Source organism: Rhodanobacter sp. BL-MT-08 (genome assembly GCF_054161255.1).
Genome location: NZ_CP167872.1, coordinates 3,799,046 through 3,817,048, shown reverse-complemented (window position 1 = coordinate 3,817,048; position 18,003 = coordinate 3,799,046). Strand labels below are relative to the sequence as shown.

Below are 18,003 nucleotides of genomic sequence, written 5' to 3'. Positions count from 1 at the left end.
TAGCTGACCACAGCACCGCATTGGATTGGTAGTCTTGGGAACACCTGAACGGAGTTGCCCATGCCCGCTAGTCGCGAAATCGCATCCCTGCCGCACGACGGCCCCCTGCACGAGGACGTGAATCGTCTGGGCACCCTGGTCGGTTTGATGCTGGCCGAACAGGGAGGCGAGGGCTTTTTCGAACGCGTCGAATCTGTCCGCCAGGCCGCCATCCAGCGCCGTCGCGAGGGTGATTCGGTCGACGCGCTGGCCGATACGCTGGCCGGCCTGCAGCCGCACGATGCCGAAAGCCTTGCACGCGCCTTCGCCACGTATTTCCAGGCGGTGAACATTGCCGAACGCGTTCACCGCATCCGCCGCCGGCGTGAATATCAGCGGGATGGCACGTTGCCGCAGCCCGAGTCGTTGCTCGATGTGCTGACCCAGCTCAAGGATCAGGGTGTCGGCACCGACGAGCTGCTCGGCTGGCTCGATCGCATGCAGGTAGAGCCCGTATTCACCGCGCACCCGACTGAAGCGGTGCGCCGCTCGCTGCTCGAAAAGGAGCAGGCCATCGTGCGGGCGCTGGTCGACAACTTCGATCCCACCCGCACGCCGCAGGAGCGCCGCGAGGACGACGATCGTATCTACATGGCACTTTCTTCGGGCTGGCAGACCGCCGAAGCCTCGCCGGTACGGCCAACCGTGCAGGACGAGCACCACCACGTCGGTTTCTATCTGGCCAACCCTATCTATCGCATCGTGCCAGCGGTGTACGAATCGTTGGCACAGGCGCTGAAGACCGTTTACGAGGTAGAAACGCCGCTGCCGCAGCTGCTCAGCTTTGCGACCTGGGTCGGTGGTGACATGGATGGCAACCCGAATGTGGGTGCACCCACGATCGCCGCCAGCCTCGCCACCCAGCGCGCTCATGTGCTGGAGCGTTATGTGGAAGACATCGGCACGCTCGCACGCCTGCTCAGTCAGACCGACCAGCGGGTGCGTATCGACGAAGCGCTTTCGCAGCGTCTGGCCGACTATCAGCAGCGTTTTCCACAAGCCGCGGCGAGTATTCGCCCGCGGCATGCCGACATGCCGTATCGCAGCCTGCTGACCTTGATGGGCGCACGGCTTCGCGCAACCGAAGACAATGTTCATTCGGAAGGCTATACGTGTGCGAAAGAATTGCAGGACGATCTGGAGATCATTGCAGGCAGTCTGGTTGATCACCGCGGCGTGCATGCCGGTGCTTATGCAGTAGAGCGTCTGATTCGACGCGTCCGCACCTTCGGTTTTCATCTGGCGCGGCTGGATGTGCGGCAGGATTCACGCGTGCACGACGAGGCGCTTGCTGCACTCCTCAACGACCCGGAATGGCTTTCGCGTGACGTCGCCGATCGTGTGAAGCGACTGCAGCCGTTCGCCAGCGGCGAGCAGGCGTTCGACGTGAGCAACGATGCCAACGCGCAAAGCCTGCACGACGTGTTCGACACCTTGCACGATGCACGCACGCGCTACGGCACCGACGCCATCGGCCTGTACATCATCAGCATGGCGCGCTCGGCCGCCGACGTGCTGGCGGTACTGGCGCTGGCTCGCTACGGCGGGCTGGTAGCTCCATCCGATACATCGCCGAAACCTGCGTGCAACGGCAAAACGCCAAACGTTCCCATCGATATCGCACCGCTCTTCGAGACCGTCGACGATCTTAAAAACGCACCGGCCACCCTGCGCGCGCTGCTCGATAATCCGTTGTACCGCGAGCATCTGGCGGCGCGCGGCAACCGGCAGTGGGTGATGCTGGGCTACTCGGACAGCGGCAAGGACGCTGGCACCCTGGCTTCGCGCTGGGGCCTGCAGCGCGCGCAACTGGAGCTGCTGGAGCTGGCGCAGGCGGCGGGTATCCGGCTGGCGTTTTTTCACGGTCGCGGCGGTTCGGCCAGCCGCGGCGGTGCGCGCATCACGCCGGCCCTGATGTCATCACCGCGTGGCTCGGTGGCCGGCGTACTGCGGGTCACCGAGCAGGGCGAGGTGATCCATCGCAAATACGGGATTCGCGCGCTGGCGCTGCGCAATCTGGAACAGACTGTAGGCGCCGTGCTGCGGTCCAGCCTGCGTCCGCGCCAGACAGATCAGCGCGAGGAGCAGTGGGTTCAGCGGATGGATCAGCTATCTGCGAACAGCCGCAAGGCCTATCGCGCGCTGGTCGATCGCGAGCATTTTGTCGAATATTTTCGCACGGCCACACCGATCGACGTGATCGAGCGCATGACGCTGGGCTCGCGTCCCGCCAGCCGACGAAGCATGCGCGGCGTGCAGGATCTTCGCGCCATCCCGTGGGTGTTTGCATGGACTCAGTGCCGCTCGATCATCACCGGCTGGTACGGCCTGGGATCAGCGCTCGAAAGCGGTGCCGCCGAATTCGGCGAGGAGGTGCTGGCCGAGATGGCGCGCGACTGGCCGTTCTTCGTCAACATGCTGGACGATGTGGAAATGGTGCTGGCCAAGTGCGATCTGGATATTGCCGAGGCCTTCTCGCAACTCGCCGGTCCCTTGCACGCCGAGTTTTTCAGTCTGATACGCGACGAATTCGAACTCACGCGCCGCTGGCTGCTTCGCCTCAAGGGCAGCGATGCGCTGCTCGATCGTGCACCGCGGCTGTCGCAATCGATCCGCCTGCGCAACCCCTACGTCGATCCGATGAGCCTGATGCAGGTGGATCTGTTGCGTCGGTGGCGCGCGAGTGATCAGCAGGACGACACGCTGCTGGCGGCCCTGGTCGCCTGCGTCAACGGCGTTTCTCAGGGCCTGCAGAATACCGGTTGATGCGCGTGTTGGCTCAGTGCTCTGCCGGCAGGCGAAGCGGCGCTTCCGATCGATCAAAAAAAGTCTTTCTACGGCAGCTCTCCATAACGGGCCAACACACCTTGGGCGCGGCCCGCAGGCGCCGATAAATAGTGAATCCGGCAGTCAATGCAGTGCTCCCATATGTCGCCGTTCTACGCAGCAGCGGCAATGGATTGCTGGAGTCCAGGGCCAGGGATTTACTCGGCCGTCTGCTGATTCGCAGATGGTCATTCACGCAGTCCGCAGGGGGGGGCGATCACCTTCGCCTCAGCTCAAGCGTGGGCATTTTTCGATGCAGGTAACCCTGATGGCAGCGCAATGTTACAGCCGCTCCTGCATGTCTGCTCTACGTACTCTTCTTTTACAGCAGCATCAGTCGCCGCCGAAGGGCGCCATTCGTGCGCGGTCGTTCAGGCATCCGAATTAGCTGAACCCAATATAAATCTTCACATATGGCCATGCATCCGTCGTCACGTGAAGCCGCGTAACTCAATCAGCAAGCTGCACGGATGCTGACTGACGGGATCGACCGCAAAGAACTATTGGAAATCAACTATTGAGCCTACGCGCCTAGGTTCGCTGATGTCACCAAGGTTATTGCCTCAGCTTTGTGTCGAACAGAATCATGGGAACGGAATCAGCTGCAGGGAGCCGCAAAGAGCTTTGCGAGGATTTGACTCGGAGCTCCGCGGAATTTGGTAACCACATTGTGTTGCGAGGGATTTTCAATGAAGCTGAAATTAAAGCCGCTGTTTTTACTGCTCGGGTTGGCTCCTGCCGTCGTCATGGCATCCAGCCATCGCGAAGCACCGTTCATCAGCACGATGCCACAGCTAGACGCGAGCGATTTCTACATGTTCTCCAGCTACGAGGCCGGCCGAACGGGTTACGTAACGCTGCTCGCCAACTACAATCCGTTACAGGACCCGTACAGCGGGCCGAACTTCCACGCGCTGAGCGATCGTGCCGTCTACGACTTCCGAATCGACAATACCGGCGGCGCCAAGGCGAATTTGACCTTCCGGTTCACGTTTACCAACACGTATAACAAGATCGCCGTTCCGACTGGCGCGAGTTCCAACACCACGGTACCCCTGATCAACGTGGGCGCAATCAGCGCAGCCAACACGAGCAATCTCAACGTCACGCAGACCTATTCGGTACAGCTCTTCCGCGACGGCATGGCTCCGGGTGCTCCGATCACCAATGCGGCGGACAACTCTACGACGTTCACCAAGCCGGTGGACAACATCGGCAACAAGTCGATCGCCAACTACGAAGCCTACGCCGATAGCTACATTTACAACATCAATATCCCAGGCTGCCCGACACCTGGCCGCATGTTCGTTGGACAGCGCAAGGACGGCTTCGTCGCAGATCTCGGAGCCATCTTCGATCTGGTGAACCTGAACCCCCTTGGCGCTCGCGATTCAACAACGAATGCATTGACCGACAAGAACGTTACAACCCTGGCGCTGGAAGTCCCCGCAAGTTGCCTCCAGGATGCGGCTGGCGATCCCGTTATCGGTGGATGGACAACGGCGTTCGTGCAGAACAACTGGGTGTTGGCGCAGACCGGTACGCAGTCTGACTATTACGCACCGAATAATTTCTTTGCCGAGAATTACACCCAGGTTTCGCGGCTGGGTTCGCCGCTGGTCAACGAGCTGGTTATCGGATTGAAGGACAAGGACAAGTTCAACGGCAGCGTACAGCGCAACGACGCGACCAACTTCCTCACCTATGTGACGAATCCGACGTTGCCCGTGCTGTTGAATGCACTTTTCAGCACCGCTGTGCCGCATACGCCACGTAACGATCTGGTCAGCGCCTTCTTGACCGGTCTGCCGGGTCTGAACCAGCCGAAAAACGTCGTTCCTTCGGAAGAGCTGCGTTTGAACGTGACAACGCCGGCAACCGCGCCGGCGCAGCAAAACGATCTGGGTGTGCTCGGTGGTGACCTGGCCGGCTTCCCGAACGGCCGCCGTCCTTATGACGATGTCGTCGATATCGCGCTCCGCGTGGTTGAAGGTGCCATTTGCAGCACGACTTACGGCACCTGCGGCGATCAGACGGCTGACCCGAATAACGGTGCGGCATTCACGGATGGCGCTCGTTCACCAGGAGCAACGGCTGCTACGGAGACGGTGACCGGCGGCGAAAACGCTGCTGATACCTATCTCGATCATTTCCCGTACCTCAATACGCCCGTAGCTGGTGCCGTCAACGGGACGGTAACGACAGCAAATATCAAAGCGGCAAGCGGCAAAAGCATCAAGTAATCTGGTCGGTAAGTGATGACTGCCATCCGCCTTCGAGCACGACGTAAATGAAATTTGGATTCGGGGGCAAATGCGAAGGAGTACATCGCAGCTCATGTTGCGATGTACTCCGTTTTATTCTGCTGTCGCTGATGGTGTTGGTCAGTTTCAGTGCACAGGCAGACCAGACCACGCCTTATGTTCCGGCTAGCGCCAGTGTCGTTCTGCAGCTGGTGCCACCAACAACCGACCCGCGTGTTCGCCAGTTCGATCAGCTACGCAGCGATTTCAACGCACATGCGCAGGACGCGACAAAAGCAGTGGCGCTCGCGCAGGCATATATTGACTATGGCCGCTCCACCGGTGACGCGCGCTATCTGGGTCGTGCCATGGCGGTGATCACGCCATTCATGGCGCGCACACCACCACCCATTCCGATCATGCTGGTTCACGCGACGATTCAGCAGAGTCGCCACTTTTTTCAGGCGTCGCGAGATGAGCTGCTGCAGATTCTCAAGCGCGATCCGGAGAATGTTCAAGCCTTGCTTACCCTTTCCACGGTGGCGATGGTTCAAGGCGACCACGATCTGGCCAACCGCCTGTGCGTGCAGATGACCAATGCGGCCGGCAACTTTATGGGAATGATCTGTACCGCATCGCTGCGAGGCCTCAGCGGGAAGAACGCGCAAGCGTACGCGCTGCTGTCGTATGTTCAAGACCCTGGTCCGAAGGCGCCTCCGGCTATAAAGGCCTGGATACAGGGGTTGATGGCGGACACGGCCGCGCGTATGGGTAAGCCAGACCTTGCCGATATTCATTTCAAAAATGCCCTGAAGTTAACGCCGGGCGACAATTTTCTCCTCGCTGATTACGGTGAGTTTCTGATCGATCAGGGTCGCGCTAAAGAAGCGGTTGATCTGGTCAGCGGTGACACTCAATCGGACACGTCGTTCCTCGTGCTGGTGACCGCTGAAAAGGCACTCGAAGCCCCGAAGGCCAAGGCTGATATGGCTGAGATGGATGCTCGATTCCGGTCGATGGATCAGCGCGGCGATCATGTTTTCCTGCGCGAAGAAGCAAGCTACATGCTCCATGTTGAGCACGATCCGATGATGGCACTGGACCTCGCCAAGCAGAACTGGCGAGAGCAGCGCGCGCCGAAAGATGTGCGGGTTTATCTGGAGGCTGCGCTGGCTGCGAACGATCCTTCCGCAGCGAAGCCCGCGTTGGACTTTATTGCAAAAACCAATCTCAGTGACGTTGCGATCGACCCGCTGGTGAAGCAGCTGCAAGCGAAAAATGTGGTGGCGGATCGCGCCGGCCAGGACACAACGAATAGTCCATCAGCGACCGGATCATCCTCATCAGGCAGCGGCCGATGAAGCTGCAAAGGCTGTTGTTTACGCTGTTCGTCACAGCGTTGATCCTCACGCCATTGAGTGCTCTAGCGCACAAGGAAAGCGACGCCTACCTTACCCTGCGTGCCGATCCATCCAATGACCACGTTATGCATGGTCAGTGGGATATCGCCCTGCGCGATCTCGATTACGCCATCGGCCTCGATGCCAATCACGACGGCGCGATTACCTGGGGTGAAGTGAAGGCGAGGCGCGAGACGATCGAGCAGTACGCCTTGGCGCGAATGGAGGTCAAAGGCGATGGCATTACCTGCGACACGCGGCCGACTGGTCAGAAAATCGACGAGCACACCGACGGTGCCTACGACGTCATTCTTTTCGATGCGGTCTGCGACAAGAATATCCCGAGCAAACTGACCGTCGTCTACAAGTTGATGTACGACCTCGATCCGTATCACCGTGGCATCGTCACGATTCACTCGGGCGACAAGATCGCGGGTGCCGTGCTGGGACCGAGCAACCCGGTGGCCAGCCTCAACCTGCGCGAGCCGGACCGCTGGGGCGAGTTCAAGAGCTTCATGACCGACGGCATCTGGCATATCTGGACCGGCATCGATCACATCATGTTCCTGCTGTCGTTGCTGCTGCCGGCCGTGCTGATCATGCGTCGTACGGGGTCGGACAAGCGCAGCTGGCGTGCCGGTGGCGCCGTCGCGGAGAGCAGTGGCGCGCTCATGGCGCTCGCGCCGTCGTCATCGCGCTATCGCTGGGACCCGGTGGCCAGTTTCTGGCCGGCCTGTCTGGATGTGATCAAGATCGTATCGGCCTTCAGCCTGTCGCACTCGATTACGCTGTCACTGGCCGTGCTCGGGTATGTGCATGTGCCAAGCCGGCTGGTGGAGTCCGGCATCGCGTTGTCGGTGATGGTGGCGGCGTTCAACAATGTCTATCCGCTTGTCAACAAGCGGGTGTGGCTGATCGCGTTTGCGTTCGGCTTCATCCACGGTCTGGGTTTTGCCAGCGCGCTGACCGGCCTGCAGCTGCCGACCGGCGCCATGGTCGCGTCGCTCGGCGGCTTCAGTGTGGGCGTTGAAATCGGGCAGGAGGCCATTGTGCTGGCTTTTCTGCCGTTCGCCTATCTGCTGCGCAAGACGCGTTTCTACCAAGTGGTGATGCTGCGCTGGGTATCGATGGTGATCATCGTGATCGCGCTGGGCTGGCTGGTACAGAGGGCGTTCGACATACTGATTCCGGGCTTCAGCGCAATCCTGCCGGCCTGAAATTGCAAACAGGATGCGAATGAGCGATCACGTATAAACGCATAGTTTTGTGATCTTCACCGGGGCATGATGAGACTGGCCTGTAGTGAACGGGAACTTCGGCAGCAGGCGAATGCGTGCCGTGGACTGGCGACCGCGCTGCCGTACAGCGTGATACGCCAGATTGCCTTTCAGATCCAGCAGCGGCGTGTCAATGCTCGACTCCGTCGTAAAGGTCAGTACCGCTGGCATGGATGCTCTGCTGCGCAGGGTGCACCGTGAAGTGCAGCTCGGCATGATCGAAATTTACAGATGAATGCTCGACCGTCTGATTCCGCCGGAGCTCAGCGCCTGCGGAAAACGCCGTAAGTCATGTCGACGCGCCTGCGTCGATACGCGAGAAGGACGAGGCGACGCGCTATTCTTCGTAGCCGAGCGTTTTCATCATCGGGCGCAGTATCGGCAGCACGGGCTCGAACGCCTCGCGATACGCGTGTCAGCAGTTGACCGCGTTGCGGTGGATGCCATGGGTCACCTGCGCGTAGCTCGGCGTGCTGATGTAGCGCTTGTCGCGCGCATGCTCGGCGAATCGCGCCATGGACGACGCATCGGCCACATCGAGAAATCGGCCAAGCTGCGCGACGTGATCGTCAAACTGGCTGACTACGGATTCATAGCGCCATTCCAGTACGCGAGGCGCGAACGTCTCGACGTGCCGATGCCACTGCTCGAATGCCTGCACATAGCCGCGCGCCAGCCGCTGCAGCGACGAACACAGCACCATAAACGCCGGCGAGCGAAAAGGCTGCATGTTGCAGCTGAGCAGCACATCGCAGGGATGACGCAGGCAGAGAATGATGCGCGAGCGCGGAAACAGTCGCATGATCGTGGGCAGGCAAAGCATATTCAGCGGATTCTTGTCGACCAGCTGGCGCGTGCCGAGATTGGGCAACACGTCGGCAACCATGCGGAAATAAGCCGCGCGCAAATGGTCTGCGTCGGTCTGGTCAAGATTGGCCAAATCCTCCGGATAGCGCTGGCCGACCAGCGTCATGCTCTCGGTCAGCTCGTGGATAAACGCCCGCTCGTCCATCGAGCGAAAGTCCGCGTGCGCATCGATCATCTGTTCCAGCAGCGTGGTGCCCGAGCGCGGAAAGCCGACAACAAAAATAGGGCTGCGTTCGGCAGGAGGCGACGTCAGCGGCGTGCATGCATCGTATGCGGCGCGGCTGACAACATGGCTGCTAATCGCCAGTGGCCGGCTGTCGGGCGCCAGCAGTTCCGGTACGACCTCGCGCGCGATACCCAGCTGCGCGGCGTTGAGCGAACTGTGGATGTCCCGCGAGTATTTGCTTGCAAAGACAAGATAGGTGCGCCTGAAGGACGCATCGTGGCAGCGAAACGCGGCCAGAACGCGGCGAGCATTGGCTGTTCAACCGCATGGACGCCACTCACCGAGGCCGTGCGTCGAGCCGAAGACTGACGACGCCTACGAAGTTGGGTTGATCAGACCTTCCTTAGCGGCGAGCGAGCGCGCCTTGGCGGGCGCCGAATAGTTTATTTCCTGCCTTTGGCAAGGGGCAGCTGCGCCTGCTGCCAGGCGTATACGCCGCCGCCCAGCGTGTAGACCTTGGTGAAGCCGGCCTTGACCAGCTGCTGCGCAGCCTTGACCGAGTTGCCGCGGCCGTCCTTGTCCATCACCACCACCGGCAGCTCGCGCGCCTTGGCCAGATCCTTGTTCGCCGGATCGAACTGGCTCATCAGCACGTGCTTCGCGCCGGGCACATGCATCTTCTCGAAGTCGACCACGGCCGAAAGATCCACCAGCAGCGGGCTTTCGCGGTTGATCAGCAAAGTCAGGCCGGCGGGCGTAAGCACCTTGGTCTTGCTGAAGAGTTCGGTGATCTGCATGACGATCAGCGCCAGCAGCAGGATCGCGAACAGCGCGGACAGCGCCGCATGGTTGCCGATAAATTCGGGCAGCTTGTGGAGAAAATCGTTCATCGTGGTTCCACTGCCGCATCAAGTGCGGCTGTTCGGGTAAACCATCGATTATACGGGCAGTGCGGGTCTGGCAGGGCGGTACTGCCACGCGGCGAGCCTGTCGACCGTGCCGATTACTGCTGCTGCGTCAGGTCCGGCAGCCCGCTGGTCAGCCACCAGTGCTGGGTGGTTTCATCGTAGCGCCAGGTCTGGCGGTCGACGATGCTGCGCTCGGACTGGGAGCTGACGTTGATCAGGTTGATGTGTACGATCTGCCGCACCTGATTGTCGCCATCGGGGACGGGGCCGTTGCCGGCGTCGTATCCACTGACCTCTACTTGCTTGTAGCGGGCCAGGTCGAGCGCGCTGGGCATTTTGTCGGCGCGCGTCTTCGGGTCGAGAAAGATCGTCGCGCTCTGGAAATCGCCCCAGCGTATGGTGCTGGCATACGCCGTCAGCGTGGTATTCAGGGTGTCGGCGCGTTTTTGCGTGGCGCAGCCGGCCAGCAAGATCATGGCAGCAAGGGCGAAAATGCTCGGTAGGCGGCGCATGGCGATGGCCTCAGTCGGTATGACGGCGTTTGGATGAAAGGCTGCTGCTCACTCGCCTATTCTGCCCGAAGCCGCCGCCGGCGTCCGGTAGCGTGCAGTGTTGCTACGACACCTGCGCGCCGCGCCGCTTCGCGACAAAGCGCGCGCAAAGCGTGGCCGCGGGCTTGCCCTGTTCGCCGGGCACCGTACACACCACCTCGATGCGCGCCTTGCCGCGGGTGTCCAGAGTGCGGAAAAAGGTCGCCCAATCCGCCTGCGCCGAAAGCTTGGCTTCGCTGCGGAAATCCCGCAGCACCGGCGTCAGGTAATGCACGCTGGATTCGCCCACAAACAGGTCGCAGTCCTCGCCGTGCCGGCGCAGGGCCAGCTCCACCAGCGCCCATCCGTTGAGCGTCATGACGCTGACCAGGCTGCCGCCGAAGGCACTGCCCTTGTCGTTGACGTTGGGTGCGAGCGGGGCGAGCAGGTCCAGATGGTCTTCATCGCAGTCGCCCAGGCGGATATCCATCGCCAGCGCCATGGGAATTTCATCGCGCATGAACTGCACCAGCTGCTTTGCCTGGCGGGCGAGGTTGTGCGTTGGGAGATCGATGGTGCTCACGTTGATGCTCTGTCCGTACGGGCGAATACCCGATTGTAGGGAGGTCGTTACACTTACGGGTAATGGCGAGACCTGGATGCGAGATGCAGATGCAGCGGCAAAACCCCGCAGCTAGCGGGACACTGGGCGGCCGCACGCTGGTGATCACGCGTCCCGCCGGCACCGCGGCGGCCCTCGCGCGAAAGGTGCGTGCTCAAGGCGGCGTGCCGATGCTGCTACCGGGTCTTTCACTGCGCGGTGCATCCGACCCCGCGGCCGCCCGCATTGCGCTCGAGCAGGCGCTTGCCGACGACCTGCTGATGTTCACCAGCCCGGCGGCGGTGGCCTTCGCCGCCGCGCTTTCGCCGTTACGGACGTCGTTCACCGTTCTCGCCGTGGGCCAAGGTACAGCACGCGCGCTGCGAAGGCATGGCATCAGTTCGCCGCTGGTTCCCGCGCGACAGGACAGTGAAGGCCTGCTCGATCATCCAGCCTTGCGCGAGCTGGCCGGCCAACGGGTTGCGCTGATCGGTGCGCCCGGCGGTCGCGGCCTGCTGGGCGAGCAGCTAGTGATGCGCGGCGCGCAGCTGCGCGAGGTGCACGTGTATCGGCGCGTGGCGCCGCGGCTCGATCGTCGCCACGTCGACGCGCTGCTGCAGCTGCCGGCCACGGCGCTGGTTTTGCTGTCGAGCGCCGAAGCGCTGAGCCAGCTTTGTCGGTTGTTGCCGCCGCCGGCGCTGGCCCGGTTTTTGGCGGCGACCGCGGTGGTCAGCAGCGAACGACTGGCGGCGGCAGCGAGCGCCGCCGGCTTTGCTCGCGTTTCACGCGCGGCGTCCGCGCTCTCGGCCGATTTGCTCGACGCTGCCGTGCACGCCGGCTGATTCGCCGAGAGGCGCCTCGCAGCGCCCTTCACAAGGCCTCGCTACGACCCTGAACGCACGGGCTGGTAGCATGGTGCGGAGATCCACGCAGACAACCCGAGTGAGAACGCCGTGCCCGAGAACATCCGCCCCGATCCAGTGCCCGTCGCCCCGATTCCGGCAAAACCCGTGCGTCCCGCGCCGGTGCATGCCCAGCCCGCGCCGCGCGGCGGTGGCACGCTGGCGCTGGCCGTACTGCTGGCACTGATCGCGATCGGCGGCACCGGCTACGTGGGCTGGTGCCAGTGGCAGCAGGCGCAGGTGAGCACGGTCGACAGCCGCAATCTGGCGACGCTGCAGCAGCGAGTCGGTGCGCTGGAAACCACCCTCAGCGGCGTAAGCGGCGAGCGCACCAGCCTCAACCAGCGCCTCAGCGACGCCGATCAGGTCAACCGCTCGCTGCGCGAAGAGTTGCTGAGCCAGGCCGAGCGCACGCGCAATCTCGAAGACGCCGTGGCCAAGCTCGCGCAAAAGAGCCTGTCCGGCCAGGACGCCACCCTGCTGGACGAAACCGAATCGCTGCTGCGCATGGCCGACGAACGCTACACGCTTTTCCACGACGCGCAGGGTGCTGCCGCGGCCTACACCCTGGCCGATCAGACCCTGGCTGGCGTCAACGACGCAACGTTTGTCGGCCTGCGCCAGAGCATCACCGCCGAGCGCGACGCGCTGGCGAAGAGTCAGCCGGCCAGTCAGGCCAGCGCGCTGCAGCAGCTGACCGAGCTGCGCGGCGACCTCGCTACGCTGCCGCTGAAGACGCTGGACAGCACGAGCAGCAACGATCCATCGCAAACCGTGTGGCAGCGCATCAAGCAGGCGCTGGCCAGCGTGGTCAGCGTGCAACGCTCCAACGGCGCGCCGCTGGCCGTCGCCGATGCGCGCTTCGCCCGCGAGCTGGCCTCGCTGGACCTGGCGCAGGCGCAGACCGCGCTGCTCGCCTATGACGCCAACGCCTACGCCGCCGCGCTGCAGCGCGTGGACGTGGCGCTGTCGAGCCAGTTCGATGAAAGCAATCCCGACGTGCAGCAGGCGCGCGTTACGTTGAAACAGCTCGGCGCGGCGCTGCCGCCCAGCGCGCCCGTGCATCTTGGTGCGGCGCTGACCGAGCTGCGTAATCTGCGCACCGTGCATGCGCTGAAACCCGATGCGACCGGCACCGCGCCGGCCCCGTCGGCCAGCAGCGTCGCTCCTGCCAACGGAGCCAAGCCATGAAGCTGTGGCGCTGGATACTTCTGTTGCTGGTGATCGCCGCGCTGGTCGCGTTCGGCTGGCACTGGGCAGCCGACGATCCGGGCTACGTCTACGTGCAGTGGCACGGCTGGTATGCCGAGCGCACCGTCGTCACGGCGGTGCTCACGTTGATCCTGTTCTGGGTCTTGCTGAGCACACTGTGGTGGCTGATCCGCTGGCCGTTCGGCGCGTTCTCGCGGCGCCATCGGCGGGTGAGCCGTCAGCGCATGAACGACGGTTTGATCGCACTGGCCGAAGGCCGTCACAGCGACGCCGAGCGTGACCTGAATCGTGCCTCGCGTCTGGACAGCCTGCGCGGCGCCGCCCTGCTGGGTTCGGCCGAAGCCTCCTCTCGCAGGGGCGAGTATGCGCGCGCGTTCGAGTCGCTCGATCAGGCCGCCCAATCGGCACCCAAAGGCGCCCGCGTGCTGCGCGCCCGCGCGCTGCGTCGCGACGGCAAGTGTGCCGAAGCGGTCGCGCTGCTGGCACCGGAGTCGGACAGCGGTAGCCTTACGCCTGCGGGTTGGCGCGAACTCGCGCTGGCCGCGCTGGCCAGCGGCGACCTGCGCCGCGCGCGCCAGGCGCTGGAGCCGCTGCAGAAAAGCGGCGCCTTCGGCACGCGTGCGTACAACGCGCTGGAATCGAAAATACTCGTTGCCACGCTCAGTGCATCGCCCGATGGCGCGGCGCTCAACACGCTGTGGTCGCAGCTGCCCAAGGCGCAGCGCCGCGTGCCCGCCATCATCGATGCCTATGCGCGCCGCGCGGCCGGCTTCGGCCTGATCCTTCCGGCGATGGACGAAGTCGAATCGGCTTTGCGCCGCGAGTGGTCGCCGCTGCTGATCGAAACCTACGGCACGCTCGGCAACCACGACATCGACGCCCGCCTGCGCCGCGCCGAAGGCTGGCTCGACGGTCATCCCAACGACGCCAGCCTGCTGCTCACGCTGGGCCGCATGTGCCTGCGACTGAAGCTGTGGAGCAAGGCGCAAACCTACCTGCAGCGCGTGCTCGCCCTTGCGCCCAGCGCATCGGTGTGGGAGGCGCTCGGCGACCTGCACGCCGGCCAGAGCAACGATGCCCTCGCCAGCCGCTGCTACCGCAACGCGCTGGCCTTCGCTCGCGGCGAGGCCGTCGATCCGCTACCGCTGAATCCCAACAGCAGTGTCGACACGCGTCCGATCACGATTGAGGAGCGCAGCGAGCTTGGGGTGCCGCGGTTGCGGGAGTAAGTCGTAGTGGATTGGATAGCAAGATGTCTGCTTTTGGCCCGTTTTTGCCGGTTGCCGGGTTGATGAGGGACGGCATGATGAAATTTGGTGACGAGCAATCCCAGTCGGGTTTGGTATCTAAGACCATATACCCAGGTGGGGTTCCTCGTATGTGGCCAACCAAGTAACTAGCTTGCTAGGTTAATCGACAGCCACAAATAAAAACTACGCTATTTGCCGATTCAAACTCTGACCCAGCCTTCGGATTGCCTAGATTGGCTGACTATAAAACGGAGCATGCCCCAACCCAGCTGCAAGTCAATGTGACGGCTGTCGTTACAGGAGCATGGAGGACACAGATTCATGGAGTTGAAGCGCCGATCAGAACAAAAGCTAGCGCTCGTCATAGCAACTGTTCTGGCAATCATCGGGTTCGCATGCGTTACCTGGATTGGTCTAGCTAGGAAAGGTTCGTCTGAACAAGCAGAGCACAACTTCTCGCCAGTCTCGGGAGTGCAGGGATTCGATCTCAAATATAAAAACGTTCCCCCGAAGAGTTTTCCTTTTTTCGTGCCGGGATATGCGGTCTGGGCAAACTATCCGTACTTCACTCACGATGGCAAAACATATGAGCGGGCGGGCGTCGGCGGAGTAGTTATTCGGACCGGGGATATTCGATCTACGCGCTATCAAGTCACGGAAACAGTCGAGGCATGGGATGTTGATGGTCCACGCAGGTCAACAATCACGATCTACGATAAAAAGAGCCGTTCGATCGTCGCCACCCGAATCTTGCGTCAAGGTGAAATTGAGCACCAAATGGGTTGGGTCGGCCAACACGCTGCAGAATTTGTGCGCCGGTTCCTTTTGACTGACAAGCCGATTGGTATGGGTGGTGTCGGCGTAAAGATATATCCCAGTGCCCAAGTAAATATCACCGCAGAGGGACCTTTATCGCTGCCTGAAACGTCTTGGAAGTGTTCGCCCTCAGTGACCTCGACGATCATTGCAGGGGAGGGACGCTCAATCGGCAAAGACGATTGGCAGTTTCTACCTCAATCGCCGATAGACGACTTTGCGTGCGAGGGCGAGAACATAATCGTTCTGTCAGGCATTTATCCGAATCATCTTTTTCTTGATCTCCTCACGAAGAAGGGAGTCAACGTATTCCAGACGGATATTCATCTCCCGGTTTTAAGTCACTTCGCGATCAAGAAAATAAGCGGACTCACGCTGTCCAAAGCGAGCATTAAGATCCAAATTTCCTTGCTGAAAGCAACGAATATTCGTGGAGGGCCGTCAGGGGAGCCTGACCGCTATTTTGGCGTCACCATTCCAATCCCACCAAGCGCCCCACAGTGAGGCTTCAGCCCAAACAGTCAACAATCGATTGGCCTGCGTCTGAAACCAAGCACCGCTTGGCGGATGACTATCCTTGCACGCTTATGATGACCGGATGGGCGCAGACACGATGCCGCCAAGGATTACGGCGGAAAGCTACATTTGCGCAGTCCTACGTCTAATTGATAACTTTGAACTACAGCGGCGTGAGATTCGCATACGACGCCACCAGCCACTTGCTGCCGGCGCCTTCGAAATTCACCTGCAGTCGGGCGTGGCCGCCGCTGCCTTCGGCGCTGATCACCACGCCTTCGCCGAAGCTGGGGTGGCTGACGCGCTGGCCGAGTTTGACCGGCAGCTCTTCCTGCAACGATGCGGACGGCTGATTGAAGCGGCCGGCGTAGATGGGGCGGGTGACCTGCACGCGCGGGCGTACTTCGTCGACCAGCTCGGCGGGTATTTCGCCGAGGAAGCGGGAGGGGCGCGCCAGCATTTCGGTGCCGTGCATGCGACGCGATTCGGCATGCGTGACGAACAGCTTTTCGCGCGCGCGGGTGATACCGACGTAGGCGAGTCGGCGTTCCTCTTCCAGTCGCCCCTCGTCGTCGACTGACCGCTGGCTGGGGAACAGGCCTTCTTCCATGCCGACCAGAAACACGACGGGAAACTCCAGGCCCTTGGCCGAGTGCAGCGTCATCAGCTGCACGCAGTCGTCCCATTTCTCGCCCTGGTTTTCGCCAGACTCCAGCGTCGCGTGCGACAGGAAGGCGGAGAGTTCGCTGAGCCCCGCGTCGATATCTTCCTGCGTGGGCTCGAAGCGGCTGGCGACGTTGACCAGCTCGTCGAGGTTTTCCACGCGCGCCTCGCCGTTGCCGCGGCTGTCCTTTTCGTAGTGGTCGCGCAGGCCGGTGTGGGTGATGGCGTGGTCGATCTGTTCGGCAAGCGTAAACGCAGCATCGCTGTCGAGGCCCGCAAACGCCCTCGCCATCCCATCGATCATCGCCAGAAACGCCTTCACCGCATTCTTGGCGCGGCCGGCAAGTTCGCTGGCGCCGGCCAGTTCGGTCAGCGCGGTTTCCCACATCGAGGTGTTGTCGGTGCGGGCGCGCTTGCGCAGGGCGTCGAGCGTGCGATCGCCGATGCCGCGCGGCGGCGTGTTGACGGCGCGCTCGAAGGCCGCGTCGTCATGCCGGTTGGCCGTAAGGCGCAGATAGGCCAGCGCGTCCTTGACCTCGGCGCGCTCGAAGAAGCGCTGGCCGCCGTAGACGCGATAGGGAATATCGCGCTGGATCAACTGCTCTTCGAAGTTGCGCGACTGCGCGTTGGAGCGATAGAGGATCGCGCAGTCTTTCGCGCTGCCGTGCTCGGCGACGTATTCGCGGATGCGCTCGATCACGAAGCGCGCCTCGTCCTGCTCGTTGTACGCGGCGTACAGCGCAATGCGCTCGCCGTCGTCGCCGGCGGTCCACAGCTGCTTGCCCACGCGTCCGCCGTTGCGCGCGATGACGCTGTTGGCGGCCTTGAGGATGTTGGAGGTGGAGCGGTAGTTCTGCTCCAGCTTGATCGTGCGGGCGCCGGGAAAATCCTTCAGAAACTGCTGCACGTTTTCGACTTTCGCGCCGCGCCAGCCGTAGATCGCCTGGTCGTCGTCGCCGACCACGAAGACTTGTCCGGCGCTGCCGGCCAGCACGCGAATCCACGCGTATTGCAGTGTGTTGGTGTCCTGGAATTCGTCGATCAGCAGATAGCGCCAGCGCTGCTGGTAGTGCTCCAGCACGGCAGGATTTTTCAGCCATAGCTCGTGCGCGCGCAGCAGCAGTTCGGCGAAGTCGACCAGCCCGGCGCGGCGGCAGGCGTCTTCATAGGCCTGATAGATCTGCACGAAGGTGCGCGTGACCGGATGGTTGCCGTGCTCGATGCTCTCCGGCCGCTTGCCCTCGTCCTTCCAGTTGTTGATCTGCCAGCTGGCCTGGCGCGGCGGAAAGCGCGCGTCGTCCAGGCCCAGGCCGGCCACCACGCGTTTGACCAGCCGCAGCTGATCGTCCGAATCGAGGATCTGAAAGGTTTCGGTGAGCCCCGCCTCGCGCCAGTGCCGACGCAGCAGGCGATGCGCGATGCCGTGGAAGGTGCCCACGGTCAGCCCCTGCGTGCTGCCGGGAATCAAGGCATCCAGCCGCGCGCGCATTTCGCCTGCGGCCTTGTTGGTGAACGTGACGGCGAGAATCGCCCAGGGCGGTACGCGTTCGACCTGGGTCAGCCAGCCGATGCGGTGGGTGAGCACGCGGGTCTTGCCGGAGCCGGCGCCGGCCAGCACCAGATAGTGGCCGGGCGGGGCGCAGACGGCTTCGCGCTGCGCGTCGTTGAGCGAGTCGATCAGGTAGGAGACATCCATCGCGTCCATTGTAGCGGGCGGCGTCTCCGTGGGCTGGCCCGCGCGGCATGAAAGCCCGCGCAGAAGAAAACCGCCGCGGAGGCGGCGGTTT

Annotated in this window: 14 protein-coding genes; 8 read left to right on the top strand and 6 right to left on the bottom strand. The window is 62.3% G+C overall.

All coding sequences use genetic code 11. From position 1 onward, the window contains the following. The first annotated feature begins 60 nt into the window (after positions 1 to 60). The 4 genes from ppc to ACDK93_RS16975 all read left to right on the top strand — a co-directional run bounded on the left by ppc (position 61) and on the right by ACDK93_RS16975 (position 7,725). Positions 61 to 2,805, top strand: a complete 2,745-nt coding sequence (ppc, locus tag ACDK93_RS16990; RefSeq protein ID WP_458070179.1) for a phosphoenolpyruvate carboxylase — start codon at positions 61 to 63, stop codon at positions 2,803 to 2,805. A 749-nt stretch (positions 2,806 to 3,554) separates the two neighbouring features. Further along, positions 3,555 to 5,108: a DUF4331 domain-containing protein gene (locus ACDK93_RS16985; protein WP_458070178.1), complete on the top strand. Its 1,554-nt coding sequence runs from the start codon at positions 3,555 to 3,557 to the stop codon at positions 5,106 to 5,108. Positions 5,109 to 5,155: 47 nt separating this feature from the next. Next, positions 5,156 to 6,469 (top strand): tetratricopeptide repeat protein, encoded by a 1,314-nt coding sequence (locus ACDK93_RS16980; protein WP_458070177.1) that lies wholly within the window; start codon positions 5,156 to 5,158, stop codon positions 6,467 to 6,469. Further along, positions 6,466 to 7,725: a HupE/UreJ family protein gene (locus tag ACDK93_RS16975; RefSeq protein WP_458070175.1), complete on the top strand. Its 1,260-nt coding sequence runs from the start codon at positions 6,466 to 6,468 to the stop codon at positions 7,723 to 7,725. Before ACDK93_RS16980 ends, ACDK93_RS16975 begins: the two co-directional genes overlap by 4 nt. A gap of 27 nt (positions 7,726 to 7,752) precedes the next feature. Here the strand turns inward: ACDK93_RS16975 and ACDK93_RS16970 are convergent, their stop codons facing one another. The 5 genes from ACDK93_RS16970 to ACDK93_RS16950 form a co-directional block, all read right to left on the bottom strand. Then, positions 7,753 to 7,956, bottom strand: a complete 204-nt coding sequence (locus ACDK93_RS16970; RefSeq protein ID WP_458070174.1) for a hypothetical protein — start codon at positions 7,954 to 7,956, stop codon at positions 7,753 to 7,755. Positions 7,957 to 8,200: 244 nt separating this feature from the next. Next, positions 8,201 to 8,875 (bottom strand): sulfotransferase family protein, encoded by a 675-nt coding sequence (locus ACDK93_RS16965; protein WP_458072513.1) that lies wholly within the window; start codon positions 8,873 to 8,875, stop codon positions 8,201 to 8,203. A gap of 386 nt (positions 8,876 to 9,261) precedes the next feature. After that, on the bottom strand, positions 9,262 to 9,708 hold the full coding sequence (locus ACDK93_RS16960) for a rhodanese-like domain-containing protein (RefSeq protein WP_458070173.1): 447 nt from the start codon (positions 9,706 to 9,708) through the stop codon (positions 9,262 to 9,264). Between the two features lie 113 nt (positions 9,709 to 9,821). Next, positions 9,822 to 10,238, bottom strand: coding sequence for a hypothetical protein (locus tag ACDK93_RS16955; RefSeq protein ID WP_458070172.1), 417 nt, complete (start codon positions 10,236 to 10,238; stop codon positions 9,822 to 9,824). Between the two features lie 103 nt (positions 10,239 to 10,341). After that, positions 10,342 to 10,839 (bottom strand): YiiD C-terminal domain-containing protein, encoded by a 498-nt coding sequence (locus ACDK93_RS16950; RefSeq protein ID WP_458070171.1) that lies wholly within the window; start codon positions 10,837 to 10,839, stop codon positions 10,342 to 10,344. An 89-nt stretch (positions 10,840 to 10,928) separates the two neighbouring features. On the opposite strand from ACDK93_RS16950, the gene ACDK93_RS16945 reads away from it, so the two are divergent. The 4 genes from ACDK93_RS16945 to ACDK93_RS16930 all read left to right on the top strand — a co-directional run bounded on the left by ACDK93_RS16945 (position 10,929) and on the right by ACDK93_RS16930 (position 15,541). Further along, positions 10,929 to 11,699 (top strand): uroporphyrinogen-III synthase, encoded by a 771-nt coding sequence (locus ACDK93_RS16945; RefSeq protein ID WP_458072512.1) that lies wholly within the window; start codon positions 10,929 to 10,931, stop codon positions 11,697 to 11,699. 111 nt (positions 11,700 to 11,810) lie between these two features. Then, positions 11,811 to 12,950, top strand: coding sequence for a uroporphyrinogen-III C-methyltransferase (locus ACDK93_RS16940; protein WP_458070169.1), 1,140 nt, complete (start codon positions 11,811 to 11,813; stop codon positions 12,948 to 12,950). Beyond that, entirely contained in the window at positions 12,947 to 14,200 is a 1,254-nt protein-coding gene (locus ACDK93_RS16935; protein ID WP_458070168.1) for a heme biosynthesis HemY N-terminal domain-containing protein, read from the top strand. Before ACDK93_RS16940 ends, ACDK93_RS16935 begins: the two co-directional genes overlap by 4 nt. Positions 14,201 to 14,542: 342 nt before the next feature. Continuing rightward, entirely contained in the window at positions 14,543 to 15,541 is a 999-nt protein-coding gene (locus ACDK93_RS16930) for a hypothetical protein (RefSeq protein WP_458070167.1), read from the top strand. 175 nt (positions 15,542 to 15,716) lie between these two features. Here ACDK93_RS16930 and uvrD read toward each other — a convergent pair whose 3' ends face one another. Beyond that, a complete protein-coding gene (gene uvrD / locus ACDK93_RS16925) occupies positions 15,717 to 17,912 on the bottom strand; it encodes a DNA helicase II (protein ID WP_458070166.1) in 2,196 nt (731 codons plus the stop codon). Positions 17,913 to 18,003: the final 91 nt, after the last annotated feature.